Source organism: Nocardia sp. NBC_01503 (assembly GCF_036327755.1).
GTDB lineage: Bacteria > Actinomycetota > Actinomycetes > Mycobacteriales > Mycobacteriaceae > Nocardia.
The window spans coordinates 5,587,284-5,613,132 of the sequence record NZ_CP109596.1 but is presented as its reverse complement, the minus strand read 5'-3'; the positions used below and the strand labels follow the sequence as shown (position 1 = coordinate 5,613,132).

The 25,849-nt window shown below is 67.4% G+C and carries 19 protein-coding genes; 5 read left to right on the top strand and 14 right to left on the bottom strand.

What is annotated here, in order from left to right:
* Positions 1–16 precede the first annotated feature (16 nt).
* Positions 17–685 (bottom strand): (2Fe-2S)-binding protein, encoded by a 669-nt coding sequence (locus OHB26_RS25340; RefSeq protein ID WP_330179750.1) that lies wholly within the window; start codon positions 683–685, stop codon positions 17–19.
* Between the two features lie 414 nt (positions 686–1,099).
* Here OHB26_RS25340 and OHB26_RS25335 point away from each other — a divergent pair, with 414 nt between their 5' ends.
* Positions 1,100–1,558 (top strand): hypothetical protein, encoded by a 459-nt coding sequence (locus OHB26_RS25335; RefSeq protein ID WP_330179749.1) that lies wholly within the window; start codon positions 1,100–1,102, stop codon positions 1,556–1,558.
* A 121-nt stretch (positions 1,559–1,679) separates the two neighbouring features.
* Here OHB26_RS25335 and OHB26_RS25330 read toward each other — a convergent pair whose 3' ends face one another.
* From OHB26_RS25330 to OHB26_RS25315, 4 genes are all read right to left on the bottom strand, one after another.
* Positions 1,680–2,012, bottom strand: a complete 333-nt coding sequence (locus tag OHB26_RS25330) for a hypothetical protein (protein WP_330179748.1) — start codon at positions 2,010–2,012, stop codon at positions 1,680–1,682.
* Between the two features lie 339 nt (positions 2,013–2,351).
* Positions 2,352–3,950, bottom strand: coding sequence for a murein biosynthesis integral membrane protein MurJ (gene murJ, locus OHB26_RS25325; protein ID WP_330185779.1), 1,599 nt, complete (start codon positions 3,948–3,950; stop codon positions 2,352–2,354).
* Positions 3,951–4,092: 142 nt separating this feature from the next.
* Positions 4,093–5,745 carry a bifunctional 3'-5' exonuclease/DNA polymerase gene (locus tag OHB26_RS25320; protein WP_442943040.1) on the bottom strand — a complete coding sequence of 551 codons (1,653 nt, stop codon included), beginning with the start codon at positions 5,743–5,745 and terminating at the stop codon, positions 4,093–4,095.
* 289 nt (positions 5,746–6,034) lie between these two features.
* On the bottom strand, positions 6,035–7,249 hold the full coding sequence (locus tag OHB26_RS25315) for an erythromycin esterase family protein (protein ID WP_330179746.1): 1,215 nt from the start codon (positions 7,247–7,249) through the stop codon (positions 6,035–6,037).
* A gap of 114 nt (positions 7,250–7,363) precedes the next feature.
* Between OHB26_RS25315 and OHB26_RS25310 the strand changes: the two genes are divergently transcribed.
* Entirely contained in the window at positions 7,364–8,059 is a 696-nt protein-coding gene (locus OHB26_RS25310; RefSeq protein ID WP_330185778.1) for a MerR family transcriptional regulator, read from the top strand.
* On the opposite strand, the gene OHB26_RS25305 is transcribed toward OHB26_RS25310, so the two are convergent.
* The 6 genes from OHB26_RS25305 to OHB26_RS25280 all read right to left on the bottom strand — a co-directional run bounded on the left by OHB26_RS25305 (position 8,056) and on the right by OHB26_RS25280 (position 20,235).
* Entirely contained in the window at positions 8,056–9,765 is a 1,710-nt protein-coding gene (locus OHB26_RS25305) for a methyltransferase (protein WP_330179745.1), read from the bottom strand. The two genes, OHB26_RS25310 and OHB26_RS25305, sit on opposite strands and share 4 nt — an antisense overlap.
* A 17-nt stretch (positions 9,766–9,782) precedes the next feature.
* Positions 9,783–10,973, bottom strand: a complete 1,191-nt coding sequence (locus tag OHB26_RS25300) for a 4-hydroxybenzoate 3-monooxygenase (protein ID WP_330179744.1) — start codon at positions 10,971–10,973, stop codon at positions 9,783–9,785.
* A 141-nt stretch (positions 10,974–11,114) separates the two neighbouring features.
* The gene (locus OHB26_RS25295) at positions 11,115–13,328 is read right to left on the bottom strand and encodes a bifunctional SulP family inorganic anion transporter/carbonic anhydrase (protein WP_330179743.1); all 2,214 of its coding nucleotides are present in this window, start codon (positions 13,326–13,328) and stop codon (positions 11,115–11,117) included.
* Between the two features lie 210 nt (positions 13,329–13,538).
* Positions 13,539–15,788 carry a bifunctional SulP family inorganic anion transporter/carbonic anhydrase gene (locus OHB26_RS25290; protein ID WP_330179742.1) on the bottom strand — a complete coding sequence of 750 codons (2,250 nt, stop codon included), beginning with the start codon at positions 15,786–15,788 and terminating at the stop codon, positions 13,539–13,541.
* Between the two features lie 204 nt (positions 15,789–15,992).
* Positions 15,993–16,877 (bottom strand): LLM class flavin-dependent oxidoreductase, encoded by an 885-nt coding sequence (locus tag OHB26_RS25285; protein ID WP_330179741.1) that lies wholly within the window; start codon positions 16,875–16,877, stop codon positions 15,993–15,995.
* A 55-nt stretch (positions 16,878–16,932) separates the two neighbouring features.
* Positions 16,933–20,235: a hypothetical protein gene (locus OHB26_RS25280; RefSeq protein WP_330179740.1), complete on the bottom strand. Its 3,303-nt coding sequence runs from the start codon at positions 20,233–20,235 to the stop codon at positions 16,933–16,935.
* 240 nt (positions 20,236–20,475) lie between these two features.
* Here OHB26_RS25280 and OHB26_RS25275 point away from each other — a divergent pair, with 240 nt between their 5' ends.
* A complete protein-coding gene (locus tag OHB26_RS25275; protein WP_330179739.1) occupies positions 20,476–21,207 on the top strand; it encodes a peptidase S1 in 732 nt (243 codons plus the stop codon).
* 17 nt (positions 21,208–21,224) lie between these two features.
* Here OHB26_RS25275 and OHB26_RS25270 read toward each other — a convergent pair whose 3' ends face one another.
* Positions 21,225–21,911: an alpha/beta fold hydrolase gene (locus tag OHB26_RS25270; protein ID WP_330179738.1), complete on the bottom strand. Its 687-nt coding sequence runs from the start codon at positions 21,909–21,911 to the stop codon at positions 21,225–21,227.
* 202 nt (positions 21,912–22,113) lie between these two features.
* Here OHB26_RS25270 and OHB26_RS25265 point away from each other — a divergent pair, with 202 nt between their 5' ends.
* On the top strand, positions 22,114–22,992 hold the full coding sequence (locus OHB26_RS25265) for a M23 family metallopeptidase (RefSeq protein ID WP_330179737.1): 879 nt from the start codon (positions 22,114–22,116) through the stop codon (positions 22,990–22,992).
* 52 nt (positions 22,993–23,044) lie between these two features.
* Here the strand turns inward: OHB26_RS25265 and OHB26_RS25260 are convergent, their stop codons facing one another.
* Positions 23,045–23,668: a TetR/AcrR family transcriptional regulator gene (locus OHB26_RS25260; RefSeq protein WP_330179736.1), complete on the bottom strand. Its 624-nt coding sequence runs from the start codon at positions 23,666–23,668 to the stop codon at positions 23,045–23,047.
* Between the two features lie 72 nt (positions 23,669–23,740).
* Between OHB26_RS25260 and OHB26_RS25255 the strand changes: the two genes are divergently transcribed.
* The gene (locus OHB26_RS25255; RefSeq protein WP_330179735.1) at positions 23,741–24,301 is read left to right on the top strand and encodes a peroxiredoxin-like family protein; all 561 of its coding nucleotides are present in this window, start codon (positions 23,741–23,743) and stop codon (positions 24,299–24,301) included.
* A 33-nt stretch (positions 24,302–24,334) separates the two neighbouring features.
* Here OHB26_RS25255 and OHB26_RS25250 read toward each other — a convergent pair whose 3' ends face one another.
* Positions 24,335–25,579: a cytochrome P450 gene (locus OHB26_RS25250; protein ID WP_330179734.1), complete on the bottom strand. Its 1,245-nt coding sequence runs from the start codon at positions 25,577–25,579 to the stop codon at positions 24,335–24,337.
* Positions 25,580–25,849 lie beyond the last annotated feature (270 nt).

Here is a 25,849-nt window from a genome sequence, read left to right as displayed (position 1 = left end):
CACGGCGGGCGCGGAATTACCGCGCGGCCAGCTCCGCGAGCAGTGCTTCGCGCTGAGCCGCAGGGCGTTTCGGGCAGCTCGTGCACATATCGCAGCCGGGGACCTCGAAGACCAGGCAGCAGGAGATGCGACGCACAAAAGCGCGGCCGCCGATATCACTGAATCGGGGTACCGGAAGGCGGCCGGAAACCTCTCTGGCCAGCTGCGATCCGATCTCCTGCGCGCCCGCGTCGAGGGCGCGGTTGCCGATGGCGTCGGCCACGATCGCCCACAGCGCGGCCACTCCGGCGCCGGAGACCTCGGCCACTACCGGAATGACTGCCGAGAGTGTGTGCCGCAGGGCATGGCCTACGGGTTCGGGCTGGTCACCGTTGTGCGCGCCGAGCTCATTCGACTGCGCGTCGAAAGCGGCCGCGTCGGTGCCGAGGTCGCACATGGCGAGCACCCGCTCCACTCCCCCGTCCGGGCGGATCTCCAACCCGATGTTCTCCAGCGCGGGATCCATGGTCGGCAGCCCCGCAGCCCGCGCGTTGACGATCGGATCCACCAGCGATGACGCGGCCATGCACCACCACAGCGTCCCGGAGACCCGCGAGTCCCCGGTACCCCAGGAGATGCCCATATCGGATATCCGCTCGGCAAGCCACTGCTTGTCGAGCAGCCGGGAACCCGGCGCCACACTCATCCGAACAGGGGGCTGCGCAACCATTTCCATCGGACTCCGATCCAGCCGCCACCACAGGGGGCTCATAACCAGGATGTCACCGCGAGGCCATCGTGTCCGCTCGCGGACCGCCTCACCTTAGGCGGGACTCTACGGCCGCCCCCGCAGGCGCGCGGATCACCCCGTTGTTAATAGGGGTCTCCCCCGAGGCGATACACCCTTTGGCACCCTCGATATCCGCCTACAGGTGGATATCGGGGACGACCTCGGGGCGATGCCCCGCAACGGATTCGAGCGCAGAATTCCTGTTGCGGCCCGCAGGAACCTCACAGCCGCAACGGATCCGGCGCACAGCTTCCGGCATGAGGGTAGTTGGTGCGGAGGTCGCCGCGTGAACTCGATCCACCTGGTGAATGGGAGAACACAGTGCCCGCAATGTTTCCGACAACCGTCGCCGCGACGGACGCGCAGGAGTTGCGCGACTACCGCGATCGCGGCTGGACGGTGACCGAAACATCCACCGGCCCACAGCTGGTGACCGACGATCGGATCGCGGCCGTCGAACTCACCGGTCATCTCGCGGCCACTGTCCGCCGCTACCTGCGCGCCAACAACCTCTCCGGTCCGGTCATCGAGATCCGCGATAACAACCGTCGAGAGATCCACCTCGTCGTCGGGGCGGCCAAGGCGGTGCGCGCCATCGAGATGCTGCGCGGTATCGGAGTGACGGTGTATGCGGACGGCGCGACCGTCCCGCTGCCGCACGGCCAATCGATCGGGTGGGGTATAGCACCCACCGAGGCTCGCTGGATTCCGCCGCTGGTGGCCCTTTCCGCCGGGGTCTCCGCCGCCCGCACCACCGCCCGCGCCCACCTGCGGAATGTGGCCTGCTGATCGCCTTCGAAGTGGCCGAAGGCCGGATCACGGCAATTCGCATTGTCGTCGATCCGGCCGAACCGGCTTCGGTCCAACTACCGCACTGAATCCGCGGAAATGGGTTGGGGCGGCGGCTTTCTCAGAGCGGGAAGACCCGGCCGCTCACACCCCAGCCCGCACTGGACCAGCCGGGCCCGATACACGCCACGGTGCCCGCCTGGCCCACCGGGAAGTCCTGACGAATGGTGTACTGACCAATGGCCAGCGGGTTGGTGTTGTACCCGATGCAGTCCACTTCGAGGCGGTAACTGCCTCCACCGTCCTTGCACAAGCCATTGAAGGCGAATCCGGAGTTCATCGAACCCTGGCAGGTGGGGGCCGCGGAGGCTGTACCAGCGGTTACTCCGGCGATGGCGATCGCGGCGACGGGTGTGGCCAGACACAGTGCCACAGTTCGAATCGAGGTTCGCATATAGAGCTCCGATCATTGCAGGTCGTTGCTTTCATGGGATGTATCCCCGATCTTGCTGCCACACGTTACAAATACGAGGCCGCCGGCGTGGGCGAGCCGGGATCGCACGGTTTCCGGCCGATAGGCTCCCGCGGTGAGCACAGCGCGGAATGCCCCTTCGATTCTCGCCATGGCCGATCTGGCGACACCGATGAGCATCCGGGTAGCCGCGACCCTCGGCCTGGTCGAACACGCGGGCAGCGCGGGAGCGACCGTCGGCGAACTCGCGGCCCAAGCGGCCTCGCACTGCACACCTCGACCCAGGTGGCCGATGGACGGACCGCATTGGAGTTCCGAGCGTCAGGCTCGGGTCAATAGTGTTCGGGCGGAGCGGATTTCGGGGATGTCGAGGAGTTTCGCGGCGAGCAGGAAAACTGCTGCGCCTACGGCCGCGCCGGCGGTCAGAGTGGTGAGGTGTTCGAGGGTGGGGGTGGTGATCAGGGTTCGGGTCAGTTCGATGGCGGCCAGTCCGGCGGCTCCGGCCAGAGCCGTGGCCCACATGACGCGGTGGACGGTGGATGCGACCGCGGTGAAGCCGAGGAGGCCGTAGCGCTTGCGGAGCAGGAGGTGGCCGGTGAGGGCGCCCGCCACGTAGGCGAGTGAGCTTGCGACGCTGAGCATCACGATGATGGTGTGATTGTTCAGGAAGGTGGCGGTGAGGGTCAGAATGGTCACCTTTGTCGCCACCATGACGATATTGATCACCGTGGGTGTGCGGGTGTCGTTGTAGGCGTAGAAGACTCGCATTTGCAGCATGACGAGGGCGAAGGGAGCCAGGCCGAAGGCGGAGCAGGCTACTGCCATGCCGATCAAATGGGCCGCGCCGGCGTCGACACGACCGGTGAATACCAGGGCGGCGAAGCCGGGGCCCAGCAGGCTCATTGCCATGGTGATGGGAATCAGGGCCACCGAGAGATAGCGTGCGCCACGGGCGAGGTCGGCGATCACCGCGGCATGATCGCCGAAGGCGGCCGCGCGGGAGATGCGGGGCATCAGCACCGTCAGCACCGAGGCGGCGAGAATGCCGTAGGGGACCTGGAACAGCAGTTCGGCGTAGCTGTAGATGGATACGCCACCGTGGTCGAAGGCAACGCGCATGGTGATCGCGACCCCGATCTGGCTGATCGCCGCGTAGACGAGCAGCCAGCCCAACATCGGCAATCCGGAGCGGACCGGACGCCAGGTGTACGGCAGCGGCCGCACCCGCCAACTCCACGCGAAACCGTTGTGCCGCAACGCCGCAACCACCCATGTGGTCTGTCCTACGATGCCCGCGGTGGTGCCGATTCCGATGGTGAGCACCTGCGCGATGGTCATGGACTCCGGTGTGAGCGTGACCGGTCCGGGCAGCAGTACGAAGACCCCGCAGGTCACCAGGACGATCACATTGTTGACCACCGGCGCCCATGCGGCCGTGGCGAAGCTGTCGCGCACATTCAGCACCGCGCTCACCACCACACCGACCCCGTAGAAGAAGATCTGCGGCAGCAGCAGATACGCCAACCAGGTGGCAAGATGCCGCTGCCCCGAATCGCCCACGAATACCCGCACAATCAGCGGCGCACAGGCCACGGTCACCACCGTGACCACCGCCAACGCCAGCACCGCGGCCACCAGCACCCGCTGTGTGAACTCCCGGGACCGCCTGCGCCCCTGCCGCCGAGCCCGCGTCAACACCGGAATAACAGCGCTCGCCAGCACTCCCCCGAGCAACAGCTCATACAGCATGTTCGGCAGATTGTTGACCCCGTTGTACGCATCCCCCACCGCCGCCGTCCCCAGGACCGCGGCCACCACGATCGTCCGAGCGAACCCGCTGACCCGACTGACCATCCCCGCCACCGCGACCCGGCTACCGGCCCGCGCGATCCCCTCCCCACCAACGCCTTTCCACCGCATCGGGTCGGCGACCTCCCGCGACACCCGTGCAACGGGAAGTGGCTGTGTGGCAAAGCTCCCGTAGTCGTTCAATCCGCACCCCTCATCCAGATCTCACTCAACCCCCGTCCAGACTACGGATCTTGATCATCGGCCCGGTCGGCTATTTGGCGTCGGCGTAGCACTCGACTATGGCGGTGGTGAAGGGGAAGTGGACGGGGGTGGGGCCGAAGGTTATTCGGGCCGCGGATTGAGCGGCGGTGGTGATGGCGGCGGCTACGGTTTCGGATTCTTCGGTGGGGCAGTGGACTATTACTTCGTCGTGTTGGAAGAAGACCAGTTCGGCGCGTAGGGGTTCGAGAGCGCGGCGCAGGGCGGCGAGGACCAGGAGGGTCCAGTCGGCGGCGCTGCCCTGGACGACGAAGTTGCGGGTGAAGCGGCCGCGGGCTCGGGCTCGGGGGGTGGCGCCGAAGGTGGGTGGGAGGGTTTGGTCCTGGTCGGGGGTGTCGGCGCCGGCGGGGGAACTGGTGCGGCCGAGCCAGGTTCGGACGAGGCGGCCTTGTTCGCCCGCGGTGGCGGCTTCGTCCACGTAGGCGATGGCGGCGGGGTAGCGGCGGCGGAGTTCGGCCATATGGGTGAGGGCGTCGCCGGAGGTCTGGCCGTAGATGGCACCCAGGAGGGCTATTTTGGCTTGGGCGCGGTCGCCGCCGAAGGCTCGGGCCGCGAGATCGGCGTAGAGGTCTTCTTCGCGACCGGCCACCTCCATCAGGCCCGGATCGCGGGAGATGGCGGCCAGGACGCGGGGCTCCATCTGCGCGGCGTCGGCCACCACCAGTCGCCAGCCCGGATCGGCGCGGATGGCTTGCCGGATCACCTTCGGAATCTGTAGTGCGCCACCGCCATTGGTGGTCCAGCGGCCGGTGACGGTGCCGCCGGGAATGTATTCGGGGCGGAAGCGGCCGTCCCGGACCCACTGGTCGAGCCAGGACCAGCCGTGGGCGGTGTAGAGGCGATAGAGGGATTTGTAGGCCAGCAATGGCGCGACGGCGGGGTGGTCGACCTCTTGGAGTTCCCATTTCCTGGTGGAGGACAACGAGATTCCGGCGCGGCCGAAGGCTCGGATGATGTCCTGCGGCAGGTCGGGGCGGACTCGCGCCCCGAATGCCCGGGATACCTCCGCCGCGAGCTCCACCATCCGACGCGGCTCCGAGTCAGCTGAAATACGTTCCCCCAGTAGACTTTCCAGCAGCTCCCGGTGGACATCGGCGCGCCAGGGAATCCCGGCCCGGGACATCTCGGCGGCGACCAGCATCCCCGCTGATTCGGCGGCGAGCAGCAACCGCATCCGCTCCGGGTATTCGGTTCGCGCGGTGCGGGCCACCTGCCCGGCGTAAACCTCCAGCAGCGCGGTGAATTCGTCGGTTCCCGCAGGCAGCGGCACCGGACCGGATTCGAAGAGCGACGGCTGCGTCTCGGCGACTCGCGCGGGCGCGTCCGGCGGGACGGGCAACCTGTGCAGTCGCGCCCACGCCGCGGCGAGTGAACGAGGCTGTCCGGATTGGCCCTGCTCATGTCCGATCAGCAGCGCCTCCGCTGCCTCCACGTCATAGCAACGCTCGACACGCACCCCGGCCGCCAGCAGATGCCGATAGATCTCACCGGTCGACCGCCACACCCATCGCTCCACCTCCGGACGCGACCGCACCGCCTCCGCGAGCGACGACTCCCGCAGCACCGGCCCGGCGGCCCGCCCATCCTGATCGATCGGGCACAACAGAGCCCCGCTCGCCCCCGTTTCCGCCACCGCCCATCGCATACCCGAGAGTCTGTCAGCGGGCACAGACAATTCCGCCGAGCCGCGCCTCCATGAGGTCTTCTCCGGGTCGGTCGACTGCACGACGTACGCCTCGTCGGTTCCGGGTGCTGGCTCGATCAGTTGCCTGTTGCCGACTCAGGTGACGGGCTGCACCTCCCCGTTCACGGCAGTGCGGTCGACTTTGAGCGGCATCGGCCTTCGCTTGTCCGGTGAGCCGGGTCGCCTCGGCCTGATATCCGGCCGGGTCCAGGGCTGTTGATCCGCTTCGCCGATCTCGGCGCGCTCTTCTTCACCAGTACTGGACCCTGACTCCGTCGGTATCGGCGATGAAGACGACCGCGTCCGCGCCGTCAAGATCCGATGGCGCGAGCGGGATATGGCCGGGCACGATCGGTTCGCCCGCGCGGGTCGATGGCTCGAGCGCGGCGCGAAGGGCAGGTGCGGGAAACAGCGCCCGGCGATCGGTCGCCGCGGCCAATTGATATTGGAGCGTGCCGGATTCACTCTTCGGATTGGCATCGGATGCAATAAACGCATACAGCTCACCGAGCGCGAGACCGATGAGCGCACCTGTATTCGCCCAGGTCGCCGCGCCGACCACGGGCGAATGCGATTGCGCGCGTTGTAAATGCGCATTGTGTGCAAACACCAGGACGGGTCCGCGCGGCTGCTCTCGCGCGACGATGGCGAGCAGATTGTCAGCCATGATCTCGGCGCGCACGCTGACGAGCGTCCCGATCCGTTCGGCCGCGGGATCGGCCATGGCGACGTGATAGCGCAGCAACCCCAATGCCGCTCGCGCGTGCGCGGCGGCGAGGAAGTATCCGGTCGGGTCGGCGGCATGCAGCCCAGGCGCCGCCCGGTGCAGTGCACTGGCGAGATCATCGGCGATAACCCGCAGTGCGCGAACACGTTCGGAGTCGCCGATGGATGCGGCCGCGTCGTACATGGCCGCCGGGTTCAGCCACTCGGACTCGTCGCCGAGCAGGGCATCGAGGTCTCGCGCCGATGCGGGCCGGAGAGCCTCGGGCAGATAGTCGATCACCGCGCCCAGCGCGCGGCGCGGACTCGGCGCACCGGCGTACTCCGTCGGCGCGTCGAAGCCGTAGCAGCGCACCCTATCGTCCGGCGCGCGCCCGGCATTGTGCGCCCGAAGCCATTGCACGAGTTCACGATTGCCCGGTACGGCACCGAACCCGTGGCTGAATCCGGTCGCCAGCACCGCATCGATCTCCGCCGTCGCCCCGCACACATAGTCATCGACCACGGAGGCGGCGAAGAAGTCGATCTCCAGCACGATCGACCGGTATCCCCGCTCGACGAGCTGGATCAGTAATTCATTGCGCAGCAGCGGAAATGCCACGATCCCATGGGTCGGCTCGCCGAGTCCCAGCAGGATCGGCGGTTCGGACCGCGCCGCGAGCAGTTCATCGACGGCCCCACCCAGGTCTGCCGGATTGTCGAGTTGGCGGCCGATTCCCCGCACCGATGTGGCAGTGGACATGAAACACCCCTTCCAAGAAGTCACTGCCTTGGACGCTATCGTTGAAGAATCGGGTGAAGCTTGAACGGCTTCGACCTCGTATGAATTGACCGAACCCTCAAAGGTAGGTGTGACCTGCGGCCCATCGACCTCGCCCGCGAACACGGGCTCTCCGCCCAGGCGATCCGCAATTACGACGACGCCGGGGTCCTGCCTCCCACCGAGCGCAGCGATTCCGGATACCGGCGCTACACGCCCTTGCACGCACAGGCCCTGCGCGCCTTCCTCGCCGTGCGCCGCGGCCACGGGCACCAACGGGCCGTGGAGATCATGCGCGCCATCAACGATGGTGAACCCGAGTCCGCGTATCGACTCATCGACGCCGCACATATCGCACTGGTCACCGAACGCGACACCCGAACCAAGGTCGCGACCGCCCTGAGCGCCCTGTCCACCGGTGCACCCACCCCGATCCACGGTCCGCCGCTGACCGTGGGCGAACTCGCGCGCCGACTCGGCGTGCACGCGGCGACCTTACGCACCTGGGAAGCCGAGGGCATCCTGCACCCGGCCCGAGATCACGCCACCGGGTATCGCGAGTACGGCCCGGACAGCGTCCGCGATGCCGAAATCGTCAAACAACTTCGCCGCGGCGGCTATCCCCTGCGGCAGGTCGCGCAGTTCCTCGACGCGCTGCGCGAGGCGGGCAGCACGGACGCGCTGACCGCCTTCCTCGACGCCTGGCAGCACCGGCTCAGCACCCGCAGTCGCGAATTCCTCACCGGTGCGGCCCAACTCGACAACTACCTCACGATGCTCGAGCAGAACTAGCCGGTGGCCGAATCCTGTCGCGTGGCGCGCAGCAGTACGAAATCCATTGCCAGCGGTTGCGTTTCGTGAAGCCGGAGCCCCGCACCGCCGAGCAGGTCACGGAAATGGCTCACGGTGCGCTCACGCCCGCCCACATTGCACAGCATGTGCACATCCCACGCCGGGGCGAGTGAGGGCGAATCATCCTCCGGCAGTACGCGTTCGATGACATACAGACTCGCATGCGCGGGCATGGCCTCCGCGCAGCGCCGCAGAATGGCGCGGCAGGCGTTGTCGTCCCAGTCATGCAGTACCCGGGACAGGAAGTAGAGGTCGCCGCCACCGGGTATCGCCGCGGTGAAATCACCCGGCACCAAAGTGGTTTGCGGCAGACACCCGGCCCGATCCAGCGCACCTCGCGCCATCCGCAGGGTGCTTTCGCGTTCGAACAGGATTCCGCGCAGATGCGGAGCCGCCCGCAGCAGACCCGCCAGCAGCGCACCATTGCCGCCGGCCACATCGACCACCGTGCGGGCCGCGCTGAGATCGATCAGCTGGGCGATCTGCCCGAAGATGGACGCACTCGCCGCCATTGCGGCATCGAAGAGTTCGGCGCGCTCGGGGTCTGCGGAGAAGTATTCGAAGTGGTGCCGTCCGAAGTGCTCGTCGAAGGCGGGTTGTCCGGTGCGAACGGCATATTCGAGCCGACCGAACGATTCGTAGAAGTCGCCACCGTAGAGCCGGGCGAGAGGATGCAGCGACTGCGGCGCGGTCACGGGCAGCAGCGCGCCGAGTTCGGTGAGCGTGTATCCGATCCCGTCGGGCGTGGGCGTGACGATGCCGAGTTCCCTCAGGTACCGCAGCAATCGGTGCAGCGCATCGGGATCGGCGGCGATATCGCGAGCCAGCTCATCGATCGGGTATCCCGGGCGCGCGGCCAGCTGATCGGCCACGCCGAGGGTGACGGTGACCGCGAGCGCCTGCGTCGCCCAGGCTCCGGTCAAGAGTCGCAGCAACCGGGTCGGCGCATCCTGCGAGGCCGTGAGATGTGCGGCCATCAGCTCCGGATGCTTACCGCCGCAACGCAATTCCAGTCGCCGATAGGGCCGCTGCCCCTCGGAACCGGCGCGGAAGTACAGCACGGTGACATCCTCGACCGGGTTGTAGCCACCACCGTCGCTGTGCAGGCGGCCGCGGCCGATGAGCAACGCGCGCAGTCCGTTCAGAATCACCTCGTCGCGAGTGTCCGCCGCGAGTGCCACATGCCGTTCATGCCCGAATTCCCTTTCGGCGCTGATGATCTCGTCGATACGTGTGCCCGGCACCGGCAGCAGCGCGAAGATCTCGACCGTATAGTCCACATCGTCGGCGACCGGCACCGGCGCGTGCACTATCCGAACATCCAACCGGCTGGCGGGCCGCCCATATCGACCGGCCAACCGCTGCCGCACCACCGTGCTCGGTATATCCGGCCCGGCGGTGAGCCCGCGCTCGTCGAGCGCCTGCGTCAGTTCGGCGAGATCGCGCGGGCACAGCAGTAACGCGGTATGCGACAACCGGCAGTTGGCGGCAATGGCATGGCGTTCACCGGCGGTGAGGTCGGGCAGCATGACCGTGAGCGCGCTCAGGGTGTCATGTCTGTGCAGAAAGGATAGGGCCGCATCGAGTTCCACGAGATCGTCCGGGGCCAATCCGGGCATGACAAAGACGGCCGACACACGGGTCACGCATCCTCCTGAAGGATTCAGATACCGACGTAGTTGTCCGCGAAAACATTCTGATGAGAACGTGAGGTGGCGAGATTGTGCAGTCGCGCCCGCTGCAGCTCACGCCGATAGGCGGTCTCCGGGCCGTAACCGGCGGGTGGATGCAGCAGCTCGATCATCCAGTGTGAGAATTCCTGAGCGCGCCGGATACGCGGCAGAGCGCGCTCCGAATACTGCTGTAGCGCATCTACTTTGCCGTATCGCACGGCCGCGATGAGTGCGTCCGCGAGCAGTTGCGCCCCGGTGATCGCCAGATTCGCGCCCTTGGCCGCCGAGGGGCTGATCGAGGTGGCGGCGTCCCCGACCAGGAACAGCCGCCCGGCCTGGATCGGATCCAGTATCTGCGACCGCAACCGCACCAGTCCGCGTTCGATAATCGGCCCGGTGGCCAGCGCCGGACGACCCGGGGCGTCCAGTCGACGCGCGAGTTCGTCCCAGATCCGCCACTCGCTCCACTCTTGCGGGCGCGCGCCGGGATCGCACTGCAGGTAGTAGCGGGTCACCTCGGCGGTGCGCGGCATATGCCCGGCGAACCCATCGGGATGGACCCCGTAGATGACGGCATCGCCGGTGGGTGGCGCCTGCATGAGCAGTGCCAGCCAGGTGATGCCGTGCTCGCTGGCCGCGATCGTGGTCGGCACCGCGGTGCGGGATACCCCCTGTGCGCCATCGCATCCGGCGAGATAACTACCGGTGAAACGGATTTCCGCACCGGCGGCGTCGCGTGCCACGACCGCGGGCCGATCGGTGTGAATATCCTCGATCCGCTCGACGGTCGTGCCGAAGTGCAGCACACCACCGCCCGCCAGATACTCCGCGATCAGATCGGTGACCAGATCCTGTTGCGGATACACCGTATGCGGGCGGCCTTCGCCGAGCTCGCTGTAGCACAGCTCGACACTCCCTGCCGGACTGCGGAATTCGCAGCGATCATGGGTGCGGCCGCGCGCGTCCAATCCGGCGGCCAAGCCGTGCTCGCGCAGGATGGCGACGCTGTCGGGTGCGAGGAAACCGGCGCGCGCCCGCTGCTGCACCTGCTCGCGGGTCCGACGCTCCAGCACCATGGTCGGCACATTCGCGACTCGCAGAATATTTGCTAGTAGCAGGCCCGCCGGACCCGCACCAAGTATGATTACTACGGAACCCTGCTCATCAGCACCCAGGCGCACTCGCCAAATGTAAGGCACCGCAACGGCAATCACGGACCCCACCGAAGACGGTGGGCGTGTCCGGCGTGCCCGCGCCGAAACGGGTCCGGCACAAACGAATCGGCGACCGGCCCGAGGCCGGTCGCCGATTCAGGTTGGGGCTCAGTGCATGGAGGAGATCGCCAAGGCCGATAGGTCGGGGTCCGTGATCTCCGACAGGCCGTTCGCGGTCACCTGCATAACCCGCGCCGAGCCGATATCGAAGAACAGACCCGAGACCGCAACACCCCGGCGCAGCATGGCATCTCGAACCACCGGGTGCGTGCGTAGCGTCTCCAACTGGACCGCCACATTCACCATGGCGAGCTGATCGGCGGGGCCGAATCCGGCGGCCGCGGCGGCCTGGCCGACCGAGTGGCCATGATGCCAGCGGTCGACGCTGACATCGGCATTGCGGAGCCATTCGCCGAGGCCGGGCCCTTCGGGCACGCCGTCGAGCAGTGCCTTCATCGCACCGCAGGATGAATGTCCGCACACCACAACGTGATCCACCCGCAGCTCGTCCAGGGCGAAGGACAGCGCGGCCTCGACGGAGCTGTCACGACCGTTGGGCGGCACCAGATTTCCGACATTTCGGACAGTAAAGAGGTCACCCGGGCCGGTATTGGTAATCAGGTTCGGGACAATTCGGGAATCGGCACAGGTAAGGAAGAGCGAATGCGGATTCTGCCCGTCCCGCAGCTCGTCCAGATGCGGGCGCACCACATGGGCATTGCGGCGATGGAAGGCCCGCACACCCGTGGTGATCGGATTGCCCTCACCCGCACGCCAGGGCCGCAGCACCTCGTCCAGCAGCCCCCGGGAGCGACCGCGCACCGGCGGCCCGGTGAGCGCGTCCGCCATCGGTACGGAGCCCAGCTCGACGAATTCCACTCGGCCCCCGGTGTTCTCATGCTGGCCGGCCCAGTCGTGAATGGCCTCGTAGGCGGCGTGATCGAGGAAGTCCACGCTCATCTCCACCAGTACGGTGCTGCCCTCGGGCACCTTGGCCAGCTGCGCCGAGAGCTTGGGCAGCGCCAGGAAGGTGCAGGTGCCCTCGATGCTGACCATCCAACGATCGGTTCCCACAACGGGATCGGCGGAGACCGTCACCCGCACCACTCGCCACAGCAGCAGCGCGAAGGCCAGCAGCAACCCGATGAGCACACCCTCGAGCAGGTTCAGGAACACCACCGCGCCCACGGTCACCACATAGACCAGCAGATCGCCGGTGCGCCGCGCCAGCCGGATATGCGCCAGCTTCACCAGCTGGATGCCGACCACGATCAGCAGACCGGCCAGCGCCGACTTGGGAATCTGCTCCACGACCGCGACCAGGGCGACCGAGAACACCAGAATCCAAATGCCGTGCAGGAAAGCCGAAGCCTTGGAACGCGCCCCGGCCTGCACATTCGTCGCACTGCGCACGATCACGCCGGTGACCGGCAGCCCGCCGAGCAGGCCGGAGGTCATATTTGCCGCACCCTGCGCCACCAACTCCTTGTCGAAGTTGGTGCGCGGACCGGTATGCATCTTGTCCACGGCGACCGCGGACAGCAGACTCTCCACACTCGCGATGAGCGCGATGGTCAGCGCGGCGAGCGCGACCGCGCCCCAGCCGCCGGACGGAAGCTGCGGCAGCCCGATGGCGTCGAAGAGCGATCCGCTCAACACGATTCGCTCCACATTGCCGGGCACGATCAGCGACAGTCCGGTGCCGATGACAATGGCGACGAGCGGTCCGGGCAGCACCCTCAGCTTCCCGGGCACGTACTTCCACGTCAGCATGATGCCAATGACGACCGCGCCGATGAAGAAGTCGTCACCGTGCAGTTGGAGCAACTCGCCGGGAAGTTCGACCAGGTTCTTCCAGGCACTGCTGTGCGACGCCCCTCCGAGCAGCACATGCAGTTGTTGCAGGGCGATGGTGATGCCGATGCCGGCGAGCATGGCGTGCACCACGACGGGTGCGATGGCCAGCGCGGCGCGCGCGATGCGGCTGAGTCCGAACAGAATTTGCAGCAGTCCGGCCGCGACGGTGATGAAACAGGCTGTCTTCCAGCCGAATTGATTGATGGTCTCGGCGACCACGACGGTGAGACCGGCGGCGGGGCCGCTCACCTGCAGGGGTGATCCGCCGAGCAGTCCGACTACAACGCCGCCGACCACGGCGGCGATGAGACCGGCGGCGATCGGTGCGTCGGAGGCGACGGCGATGCCGAGAGATAGCGGCAGTGCGACCAGGAAGACCACTATGGACGCGGGTAGATCATGGCGCAGCAGGGTGGTGGACCAGTGGTCCGCTCTACCTGGCGGTGAATCGGTGTCGGTAGACATCTCGGCTCCTTCTCCGGACCGACATGATCCGGAAGCGTCGAACATGTTCTGTGGGCATCGAATTGATGCTGTGGACAGCGTTGGCCACAGACTCACCGGACGAGCTGTTGGCAAGGCTAGAAGTAAAGACTTAGTAAAAGCTGAGAAAACCGATGCCACAATGTAAAACGGGCGTGAATCCTGATGGATTCACGCCCGTTCGCACCGAACCTACGCCGGTTGCCCGACGCCCGCGGTTTGCAGATGACCTCTGGGGTGGATTCGCGCCACACCGTGATCCCCGATCTCCGCGATCCCGTCCACCGTGACCTCCACCACGCGCGCGGTGGCGATATCGAAGAACAGGCCCGAGAGCACCACGCCTCGCTCGATAACTCCGCGCCGCACCACCGGGTGGGCGTAGAGCGTCTCCAACTGCACGGCCACATTCACCATGCCGAGCTGATCGACCGGCCCGAATCCGGCGGCGGCCGCGGCCTCGGCGACCGGATGCCCGAGCCGGAAGCGCAGCAGACTGGGCCGGGCATTGGCCAGCCAGCCGTCCAGATCCGATCCGGTGACCGCCTCGGAGTGCAGCGCCTCCATGGCCCCGCAACCGGAGTGTCCGCAGACCACCACCGAGCGCACATCGAGCTTGTCGAGGGCGTAGATGAGCGCGGCCTCCATGGAGGTGTCCCGGCGATCGGCGGGAATCAGATTGCCGATATTGCGGATGGTGAACAGATCGCCCGGACCGCTGTTGGTGATCACATTCGGCACGATCCGCGAATCCGCGCAGGTGACGAAGAGCGAATCCGGCTCCTGTCCATCGCGGAGCACACCGAGATGCGGGCGCATCACATGTGCGTGGCTGCGGTTGTACGCGGCCACCCCGGCGACGATCGGATCCACCTCCGCGCCCGTGCGCCGCCACGGCCCGAGCACCTCGTTGAGCATATGCCGGGAGTGCCCGCGCGCGGGTGGTCCGTCGGTCGCGCCCGCCATGCGCACGGTGCCCGTCTCGACGAATTCGACCGTGCCGCCCTCGGTTCGATGTTCGGCGACCCACTCCTGCACCGCGTCGTGGGCGGCGTGGTCGAGGAAGTCGACGGACATATCGAACACGACATCGGCGCGTGCGGGCACCTTGGCGAGCTCGGCGGTCAGCTTCGGTATCGCCAGGAAGGTGAAGGTGCCGTCGACGGTGACCCGCCAGCGTCCGCTCTCCACCGGTTCGGCGCTCACCGAGACCCGGACCACCCGCCACAGCAGTAGCGCGAAGGCCAGCGCGAGGCCGACGACCATGCCCAGCAACAGGTTCCAGAAGACCACCACGACAATCGTGGCCGCGTAGACCACCAGGTCACCGGTGCGCTGGGCACGGCGGATATGCGCGAGCTTGATGAGCTGGATGCCGACCACGATGAGCAGTCCGGCCAGCGCGGCCTTGGGAATCTGCCGCACCACCCCGACCAGCGCCACCGAGAACAGCAGCACCCACAGCCCGCACAGCATGGTGGAGGCCTTACCGCGCGCGCCCGCCTTCACATTGGTGATGCTGCGCACGATGACCGCCGCCACGGGCAGTCCGCCGATCATGCCGGAGACCATGTTCGCCGCGCCCTGGCCGATCAGCTCGCGATCCAAATCGGTACGGCGAGCGGAGTTCTGCCGTATCCGGTCCACCGCCACGGCCGATAGTAGGGTCTCCACGCTGGCGATGAGCGCGATGGTCACGGCCATCAGCGCGACCGCCGCCCAGCTGCCGTGCGGCACCTGGGGAAGTCGAAGTTCGTCCAGCAGTGAGCCATTGAGCATGATGTGCTCGACTCGGGTGGGCAGTACCAGTGCCAGCAGGGTGGCCGCGACCACCGCCACCAGCGGGGCGGGGATGACGCGCACCGGCGCGGGCAAGCGTTTCCAGGCCACCAGGATGACGATGACGAGCAAGCCGACGATGAGATCGCCGCCGTGTACCGAGCGCAGCTCCTGCGGCAGGCCGACAATGCTGTCCCAGGACGAGCTCAGCGAATCACCGCCGAGCAGTACATGCACCTGCTGTAGTGCGATGACCACGCCGATACCGGCGAGCATGGCGTGCACCACCACCGGTGCGATGGCCAGCGCACCGCGCGCGATGCGGCTGAGTCCGAAGAGAATTTGCAGCATTCCGGCCGCGACGGTGATGAAACAGGTGGCGGCCCAGCCGAATTGATTGATCGATTCGGCGACCACCACGGTGAGGCTGGCGGTCGGGCCGCTGACCTGGAGTGTGGAACCGCCGATCAATCCGGCGATCACCCCTCCCACGACCGCGGCGATCAAGCCCGCGGCGACCGGAGCTCCGGCGGCGACGGCAATACCGATGGAAAGCGGCAACGAAACCAGGAACACGACCAGCGAGGCTGGAAGGTCGTGGCGTACCAACTCGGCGAGGCCGGGGAGCGACGTCCGGGGAGGCTGTTCGGTGTCGGTGGACATATTTCTCCTTCGCCGGTACGGCGGGGAGCCGCCCGGTTCATCGGTCAACATGTACTGGCATCGAGAGCGAGCGACGGGCGAGGCTGTGACAGCACGACGCTATGCAGAACGGCGTAATCGTAAAGACTCGGCAAAGAATCCGGAAAGGGTTTGCGGTGATTGAGGCGAACCGCTACCAAAATGTGACCCGGGCCACTCGATCGGTCAGCGGGATTCGACCAGTTTCGCGGTCGCCTCCAGGACAGCCGAATCGGTGGAGCCAGGGACCAGGATGAATTCGTCCAGACCAGCGGCCTCGGCACCATCGAGCGCGCGGTGGATGGCGTCGGCGTCGAAGGTGGTCATGGCGGAGGCGGTGGCGGTGGCGTTCCGCGCGCCCAGGAAGCCCAGGTATTCGGCGGTGAAGTCGCGCAGTACCGCGGCCGAATCGGGAATGCCGAGGGTGTAGAAGCAGCCACTCACCAAGCGCGGCTTGGTATCTCGTTCGGCTGTGGCCCATGCCGCGCGGGCATTGTCGGCGGCCCAGGAGATCTCACCGGGTGCGCCGCTGAGACTGAACGCCACCACACCGTCGGCCCAACGGGCCGCTCGCGCCAGCGATTTCGGCCCGAGGGCACCCGCGAGAATCGGCGGCCCGCCCGCTTGCACGCACGGCGGACCGATGGGATCCGCGCCCTCGGTATGCGGGGTCCCGGACCAGAGTGCCCGCAACTCCCCCACCCCGCGCTCCAAAGTCGCATGGCGATGGCCGAATCCGGCTCCGAGGCTGCCGTAGTCGTGCGGCCGCGCGCCGACTCCGACGCCGAGGGTCAATCGGCCCTGTGACAACACATCGATGGTGGCGGCCTGCTTGGCGATCAATGCGGGCGGATGCGCGGGCAGCACAGCCACATTGGCGAAGATCCGCACCCGCTCGGTCAGTGCCGCCGCCGCCGCGAGGGTCGTCCACATCTCCGGATTGTGGAAGGTCATCCGCTCCCCGCACGAAATGCTCGCGAACGGACCCTGCTCGGCGCGCAGGCACCAGTCGACGGTCGAGCCGCGGTCGTAGCCCCGGCACATGGTGGGCAATGCGATACCGATATCCATCCGGACACTGTGCCCCGGTGAGCCCACCCCGCGTGCCGGAATTGCGCGGTAGGTCCTACTCCGGGGCGGTGAAGGTGTTGTGGGCGGCGCGGCGGACATCGATGTCGGGGTGGTTGCGGAGGTCCGCCAGCAGGGGCGACCACGGGTCGGTCCAGCCGAACTTGTGGCCGCACTTGGTGATCAGTTCGATTGCCGCCAGGGCGATGGCGGGCGATGCACTGGCGGCCAGACCGGTCGCGATCCGTTGCAGGGCGGCGATCGGGATCTCATCGGGGATCGCGCCGAAGCGTTCCGCGAGCCGTCGGGACGGGTCGCCGGTGAGCGCGCCGATCGCGAAGGGGGACAGCGCCTCCAGCGCGGCGATCGTGCGCTCCGGTTCGGTCCAGCGCACGGCGGCGAAGGTCGTGGCGATGAGCTGTTCATGCCAGAGCGGGTCCGGGGCGAGTAGTGCGATGACCGGTGCGGCGATCGGGCGACTGTGCTCGTTATTGCCGAGGATCGGACCCAACCAATGCAGTAGCGACGAGAGGCGTTGGCGCGCGGGCAGATCGCGTTCCGGAAACGAATCGCCGGTCTGCGCCAGCAGTCGCTCGACGGCGGCGATGACCGCGCCGGAGTGTCCGGTGGCACCGGCATCGACGAGCAGTGCCCGCACGGCCGAGGTCCACAGGCCCAGCTGCGACAGATCGGTCAGCCGCGCGACGAGTACATCGCGGGTGTCCGGCGGCGACCAGCGGTACCAGTGGGTGAGCGCGTCGAGGGCCTGCAGCGCCACCCGATGATCCGAGCCCGCCGCGAGATCGCGCAGGAAGGCGGCGAACCGCTCGCGATCCGGGACGGCCAGCAACCGCGGTGCGATCTCCAGGACCGCACCGGCCACCTCGGGATCGGCGACGGCCTCGTGCAGAACGGCCCACGCCGGGTCCTGGTCGAGCATGCGCGCGGCGGCGAAGACCATGGCGCGCTGGATATCTCGATGCACGCCCGCCCGCGCACCGCGCTCCCGAATGACGGCCATGGCATCCGATGCGCGCAGCACCGCCAGCAGCCGGATGCCCTCCTTCACCGCGGTGATCTTCGGCGAGTCCAGCAGCGGCGCGAGGGCTCCGCCGAGTCGTGCGGGCGGGATCGATCGGGCACAGGTCGCGATACTGCTGACCGCCACCCGGGCATGATCGTCACCGACGTGCGCGGCCAGTACGGCGATGGCCCGCTCGGGCTCATCGCTGCGGCCGAGCGCGGTGAGCGCGGCCTCCGCCTCGACCACATCGCCGAGCTCGATATAGGGCAGCAGCCGGGTGAAACTGCCCGGGAGCAAACCCAATTGGCGGATCGCACCGGCGCGCTCACTCACCGACGACTTCGAACTCTGGGCGTAATCGTCCAGCAGTCGGGCGTAGCGCTCGATGTGATGCGTTGTCCAACTGCCTATTCCGACGGGGAACATGGGAACGAAGCGGACCTTCTTCGACAGGAAGCGACCGGAGGTGGCCCCGTCGAGCAGATCGTCGAGCAGATCGGTGCGCCGCGTGGCGATGAGATCGCGCAGCTCCCACAGCGTGATGATGGATCGGTCGCGCCGCAGCATGTCGTCGAGGTGGGCATCGCGGGTGACGGGATCGGCCAGGGCCAACCGAACCGCGCGCCGGGCGGTCGAGTCATCGGCCGCACCGCAGGCGCGCAGCACCAGCCGCTGTAATCCGAGCACTCCGAACGCCCGCCGCTCCAGGCCGTCCGCCAGGGTGAGCGCGAGCGTCCAGCGGTCCCGCGCGGCATCGGCTTCCAGACGCGAACGCAGAGCTTCGAACAGCCATTGCTCCGCGCCGCGCGGCAAATTACGGTGCAACCCGGTCAGATTCAACCGACTGTACGATTCGGCGAGCAGGGCCGCGATACGCAGCGCGGCCGCGGTGAACGCGGTCTCGCCGGTCTGCGCACCCCGTATCAACAGGGTGCGGGCGAGATCCCCGATGGCGGCGGAGGTCGGATACGAGCGGTCTCGGGCCTGGAGCGCATCGACCGCCAGCTGTTCCAGCGCGGGGACGTGCCCGGCGGCCAGCAGCGACAGCGGAAGGGTCGCGACGGCCTGTAACGCGCTGCGCCGCACCGGATCCTGTTCGTTGCGCAGCCGCCGCAGCATATCGAGCAGCTCACCGACGACCGCGGCATCGCGGCTGCCGACGGCGGCCGTCACCAGCAGCGGATAGGCGATCGCGCGCTCATCCGCGGTCGGCCGTCGAATCGCCTCGGCCAGTATGGGTTTCGCCTCATCCCAGGGCAGCCGGGCCGAGAGCCGCTCGGCGATCTCCGGCACCTCGGCACCACCCGGCCGGGCGAGCAACTCCCGAGCCAGGGTCGCGCGAACGGCAGCGGGCAGCGCGTCGAGGGTGGGGAGATCCACTTCGCCGGGACCGAGCCCGAGTCGCATGAGCTGTGGTGTCGCGATCACCGCCCGCCGCGACGGCGGCAGGGTGCGCAGGAACCGGGATCGATCGTGGGGCGCGCTCGCGAGGTAGAGCTCGGCCAGTTCGGCATCGGGCAGCACCCGCATCGCCCGCCACAGCGCCGGTCCGCCCAGTCCGCGCCCATGTCCGCTGGGGTGCAGCACAAGTCGCCGCACGGCCTCGGGATCATGCCGCGCCAGCATGCCCGCTACCGGGTGCAATACCGAGAGCTGCACATGCTCGACGGCCCGGGCCGCCAGTGTCAGCAGTCGGCCCGGATCATGGCGCGCGGCCACGACCACATCCGCGGTGAGCCGTGACCACAGTTCACGCCACTCGTCCCGCCCGGCATCGAGCGCAGCCGCCTCCACGTAGTCGAAGAGCACGCCGATATGTCTGCGGGACAGCGTCCCCCAGCTGGGCAGCGCGTAGGCCAGCTCGGGCAGCGCCCGCGCCACCGGATCGGCCGAACAGTTCGGCAGCAAGCCCGCGGCCTCCGCATCCCCGAACCGTGCGCGCATCGGGGCCAGCAGGGCATCGGCGAGCTCGGACCGTCCACCTCGCCGCAACACCCTGACCACGGCCTTGCGCGCCCGCTGCGACAGGTCCGGCAATCGGGAAACGATCTCCTCGGGCGACACGCCGATCCGAGTGAGCGCGGCGAGCGCTCGCACGCCGCACTCCGGGTCCACCGAATCCACCTGCGTCAGTAGATGATCCCGATGCCCCGCGACGACCGCCATGCGAATGGCGGTCAACCGCGCATAGCGGTCCCCGGCGGACAGCTCCGCCAGCATCCGATCGAGCTCGGGTGTGCCCGCCAATCGCCGGGCCTCCAGGGCCTCGGCCGCCCGCCGTCGCGGTAGCGGCAGTTCCGCGACGCTCTTCAGAAACCGGCTCCCCATTGCACTCACGTCGGTCACGGTACCGCCGCGGGTGCGGTGAACTCCCGGCCAAAATTACAAAGAGGACATTCCAGATAAATAAGTCCGAATGGTATGTTTCACTTATTCGGCCCATGCATTACTTCTCGGCCGATTCGCTACACCCGATTTCCAGGTTCACGCATCACGGTCTCCGGTCCGCGCGAGCGGGCGTAATTCCTGCTGTCGTATATCACCTGGCCCGATGGCCTCCCCCGCGAGAGGTTCGGCATGTTCTCCCTGGGCAAGATTTGCAGCGGTCTCGGATCGGCCGCCGCCACAGTGATTTTCGGCCTCGCCCTGACCCCCACCGGGGTGGCGGCCGCCGCCGGTCCGGCGGTGCTCGGACCCGGTTCGGGTATAGCGATCGGCACCAGCGAGCCCGAGGAGTTCTCGCTGTGCACCCTCACCGCCATCGGATTCGACGCCGCGAATCGCCTGGTCGGGATTACCGCCGGACACTGCGGCGAGGTCGGCGCACAGGTGCTCGCCGAGAAGTCCATCGGTACGGGCTTTCTGGGCAGGCTCGCGGAGCTGGACTACTTCTGGGATTGGGCGGTCATCGAATTCGATCCGGCCAAGGTGATTCCGGTTCGGCAGATCACGGCCGGTGCGGTGGCCGGGATCGGCGCACCGCCCGCGCCCTTACAGATGGTCTGCAAGAACGGACGGACCACCGGATTCACCTGCGGCCCGGTGTGGGAGGAGATGGCCGAGGGCTTCAGCAGTCACGTCTGCGCCGATTACGGCGACTCCGGTTCGCCGGTACTGGTCGGTGACCAACTGGTCGGCATGATCGTCTCCGGACAGCCCATCGATCTCGGCAGCGTGGACCTGCACCTACCCTCCTGCGCCAACCCCGCCAATCCCGTACACGAGCCCGACCTCGCCACCGGGATAGCCAATGTGCTCGCCAGCATCAATCAGCACGGCGGGGTGGGCGCGGGCTTCCGACTGCTCTGAACGACGCGCGGCGGCGATCAACGACGTTCCGCCCCCGATTCGGCGGTGAGGTACTCGACCACGCCCTGCGGGTTCGACAGGGCGATGAGGTGGCCGCCGGGGATGACGTCCGGCTCGACGCCGAGGCGGTCGCGGGCGATGCGCTGCTGCAGGGCAAGCGGGAAGAGACGGTCGTCGGCGCCGACCAGAACGTGAATGGGGGCATCCGGCCAGCGGGTGAAGGCGCAGACATCCTCGAAGATGCGCTCGGACTCGGGGCGTTCGGGGCCGTCGTCCAGCGCCTGCGGCGGGACGTCGTGCAGGAAATAGACGGCGTCGTCGAATTCGCGGGGGTAGCCACCGGCATCGGCCGCGGCGAGCCGGGCTTCGGAGGAGCCGACATTCCCGCCCCACCGACCCGCGGTCTCGCCGGGCTGCGGGATCATGGCGTTCACGAAGATCAGGGTCGACGGGGTGATTCGCTCGCAGACCAGGGCGGCGGTGAAACCCCCGAGGGACTGCGCGACCAGGACATCGCCGTCGGCGGCGGACTTCAGGACGATATCCCGGTACTCCTCGAGGCCCGCCTGTTCGTCATCGCCCGGCAGGTCGACGGCGATCACCTCGCGACCCGCGGCCGTCAGACCCGCGACCACCAGGTGCCAGTACGACGCCATCCCGCCCGCGCCCGGGATCAGGACAATCTTGTTCTTGTTCACCGTCATACCGGTGTAGACGAGGCGGGGGCGGCGAATTCATCGGCGCGGTCCGATCGCATGCCCGAGATCCAATCGCGCGGCGGCGCGCTTCGACGGGCAGGTATTTCCGGTGTATTTTGATTCGCTTCGAAATCGCCGGTGCCAATGATCAAGGGTCTGTACAGTTTTCGATACGTCGCGCATTCGATTCTCGACCCGAGGATGAGCCTTGCCGAATCATCGAGTATCTCCCGGTTCCCTCTCCGTCGCCGACCTACTCGAGGCGTCCGAGATCCATTGTCCCAGTAGCCATCGCGCGGAAACCTTCCCCACCGTCCGGTTCAAAGCGGTCGCCGGAGTCGCGCTCGCGGCGGGTGCGCTGCTCACCACCGGCGCGCACCTGTCCCCCGCCATCGCCGAGGCCACACCCCTCGCACCCGCGGACGAGGATCCGGTCGATATCGCCGAACCCGTCTCGGCCCCAGCGCAAGTCGCACCCGCGGCCCCGGTGAGCAGCCCCTTCGGCCTGGTAGGGCTACCACCGGAGATCGCGGCTCCGCTGGCGCAGGCCGAGCAGACCATCAAAGACCTACAGCAGCAATGGCTTCCGGCGGCGCAGGCGGCGATTCCGGCACTGCCGCCCGCCCCGGTCCTCCCGGCGATTCCCGCCATTCCCGCCCCGGCACCCCTGACCATCGAACGCACCGTCCTGCCGGTGCAGGGCGGTCAGATCAGCTCCGGATTCGGCGGGCGTTGGGGCTCTTTCCATTACGGCGTCGATATCGCCGATCCCATCGGCACGCCCATCCATTCGGTCAGGAGCGGTACCGTACTGGACGCGGGCCCCGCGCAGGGCTTCGGCCAATGGGTCCGGGTCAAACAGGACGACGGCACCATCGCCGTCTACGGCCACGTCAACGATATGTACGTGAGCAGAGGTGACCGAGTCGATGTCGGCGAAGTCATTGCCTCGGTGGGCAATCGAGGCGATTCCACCGGCCCGCACCTGCACCTGGAGATCTGGGGCACCGATGGCGTCCGAGTCGATCCAGTGGTTTGGCTGGAGGGCAAAGGGATTCTCATGCAACAGCATTGGGGTGCCGCCTGACCGACGGCACTGCGGCGGGATAGTCGCGTGCGCGCCGACCCCACGGTGTCCGCTACCTCTTGCGCGCCGGATGCCCGGACAGACCGCGCAGCAGGATCTCGACGCCACCGTCGAACTCCGCATCGGCGGACAGGGTTCGCGCCTGCGCGGCGGTCTCGGCCAGTAGCGGGAAGTCGGTCGCCGACGCCAGGGCAGCGGTTCCCGCCCCGGCGATCGAGGCGTAGTGCTCGTTCTGGAGGAAACCGAGTAGGAACGCCACTGCCGAGCGCTGGGCGATGACGCGGTCGTCGCCGCGGAAACCGGCATCGGTCAGCGCGCTCAGCATGGCCTCCATCCAGCACATACTGGCGGGACTGGACTGGCGGTAGCGCAGCACCAGCGGTACCGCGGCCGGGTGCGCACCGATGGCGGTGCGTGCCCGGTCCAGCAGAATACGCACGCGCACAGTCCAATCCGCGTCCGTGGGTAACGCGCTGTCGACGGTCTCGAGAATCTGGTCGACCATCAGGATCTCCAGCGCATCGCGATCCGCGACATACCGGTACAGCGCCATGGTCGCCATGCCCAACTCCTGGGCGACGGCGCGCATGGTCAGGGCGGACAGACCCGCACGGTCGAGCACCGCGAGCGCGGCGGAGGCGAGATCGGCGGTGGTCAGCGACCTGGGACGGGGCACGGATTGACAGCGTACAAGATACGCGCATACTGAATGTAAGCGTATCGCGTACGCCTACACAGAGGAGCTTCGATGCCACCGCTCGCCACGGTTCCAGCCCGCACACTCACCGATATCACCGGCGCCGAGGTGCCGATTCCGGATCCGAATCATCTGGTACACCTGCAATTTCGGCGCTTCGCGGGCTGCCCCGTCTGCAATCTGCACCTGCGCTCACTGGTTACCCGGCATGCGGACATACTCGCCGCGAATATTCGCGAAGTGGTCGTATTCCATTCCAGCGCAGATGAATTGCGCAAGTACACCGCCGAGTTCCCCTTCAACCTGATCGCCGACCCGACCCGCGAGCTGTACCGCGAATTCGGCGTCGAATCCACGCCGCGCGCACTGCTCGACCCTCATGCCTGGCCGACCATAGTCCGTGGCATCACCACCGCATTGCGCGGCGTGCGCCGCGATCGCAAACCCCTTCCACCGATCCGGCCGGAGGGCGGCCGCCTCGGCCTCCCCGCCGACTTCCTGATCGCGCCCGACGGGCGCGTCATCGCCGCCGAACACGGCACGCACGCCGATGACCAATGGTCCGTCGACGAGCTGCTGGCACAGATTCCGTCCGGCGTGCGCGAAGTGTGATCCGCTCGACCGACCCCGCCTCCAGCGGCCGATCTATCCGGGCACGTGCAGCGGGGCCGAGGGGGTGAAGGTTACCGGCAGGGCGGTCAGGGCTCGATGGAATGGTCCCGGCCGCCAGGACAGTTCGCTCGGCGGTACGGCCAGATGGATTTCGGGGAGGGCATCCAGCAGCTGGTCGATGGCCTCCTGCGCGATGAGGTAGGCCAGGGGGCTGGCGGGGCAGGCATGCGGGCCCGCGCCCCAGGCGAGATGCGAACGGTTGCCGGAGAATTGGCCGCCCTGAATGGCCGGATCGGTATTGCAGGCGGCCATGCTGATGACGACCGGCTGATGCGCGGGGAGCCAGACATCCGCCACCAGGACGGGTTGGCGCGGAAAGCTGATGCAGAAGTTGGCCATCGGCGGATCGTTGAACAGGACCTCGTCGAGGGCGTCGCGGGTGGCGAGGCTGCCACCCAGTACGCTGCCGCCGAAGCGGTCGTCGGACAGGATGATCAGCAGGGTGTTGACGATCAGGTTCTGCTGCGGCTCGATGCCCGCGCCGTAGAGCGTGGCGAGCTGATGCACCATTTCGCCGTCGGTCAGCTCGGCGGGGTGCCGGAGCAGGCGGGTGGTGACATCGTCGCCGGGTTCGGTGCGCTTATGCGCGGTCAGCCGTGAGAGCGCCGCTATGAGTAGTTTATTGCCGTTCTCCGCGCCGACACCCTCGAAGATTGCCCGAAAGCCCTGTGCCGCCTGTGCGGCGATTCCGGCGGGGCAACCCAGGAGATGGTTGAGCACATCGAAGGCGAGTGGAAAGGCATAGTCGCGCACCAGATCCGCGGCCCCTTCGGCGCAGAAACCATTTATCAGTGTCACCGCGGTTCGTTCCACGGTGCTCTGTAATCCGAATCGATCGATTCCGCCGAGCCCGGCGGTATTGGCCTGTCGATACCGCGCGTGCGCGCTGCCCGCATTACGCAGCGCATTGGGCCGCCACTGCATCATCGGCAGTACCGGACAGTCGGCGGGGATGCCCGCCTGCCAGGTGCGGGGGTCGGCCGGGAAGCGGTCCGGATCGTTGAGAATCCTTACCGCCGTGCGGTATTCGAGCACGAGGGTGGCGGGCACGCCCGGCGCGAGCTCCACCGGGGCCAGCGCACCGTATCTGGCCCGCAGCTCCCGATAGGCCCGATGCGGGTCCGCGGCGAACTCGGGACTGTACATCGGTATGCGCGATCCGGCGATATCGAATTGCGCGGCTGCGGGAACGGGGGCGGCCGGGGCCGAATCTGGCATCTAATGAACTCCACGCGGTGGACGACACTCCCCCGCCGAACACCGCACACCCCGGACGTGGAACGAATCACCCTACCGGCGGATCGGAAAACCGCACAGTATGTTTAGCCAGGCGAATCAAATCCGCTGTGCGGTCGCCGATTCCGGCTTCATACCGGCCCGAACGGTGCGAATTATCATGTAAGGCCCCTCGACAGATCGACTACCCCCGCACCGGAAAGTGATAGCTTTTCTCTATGGCCGAAAAGGGCCGGAGTACCGACTGTGCAT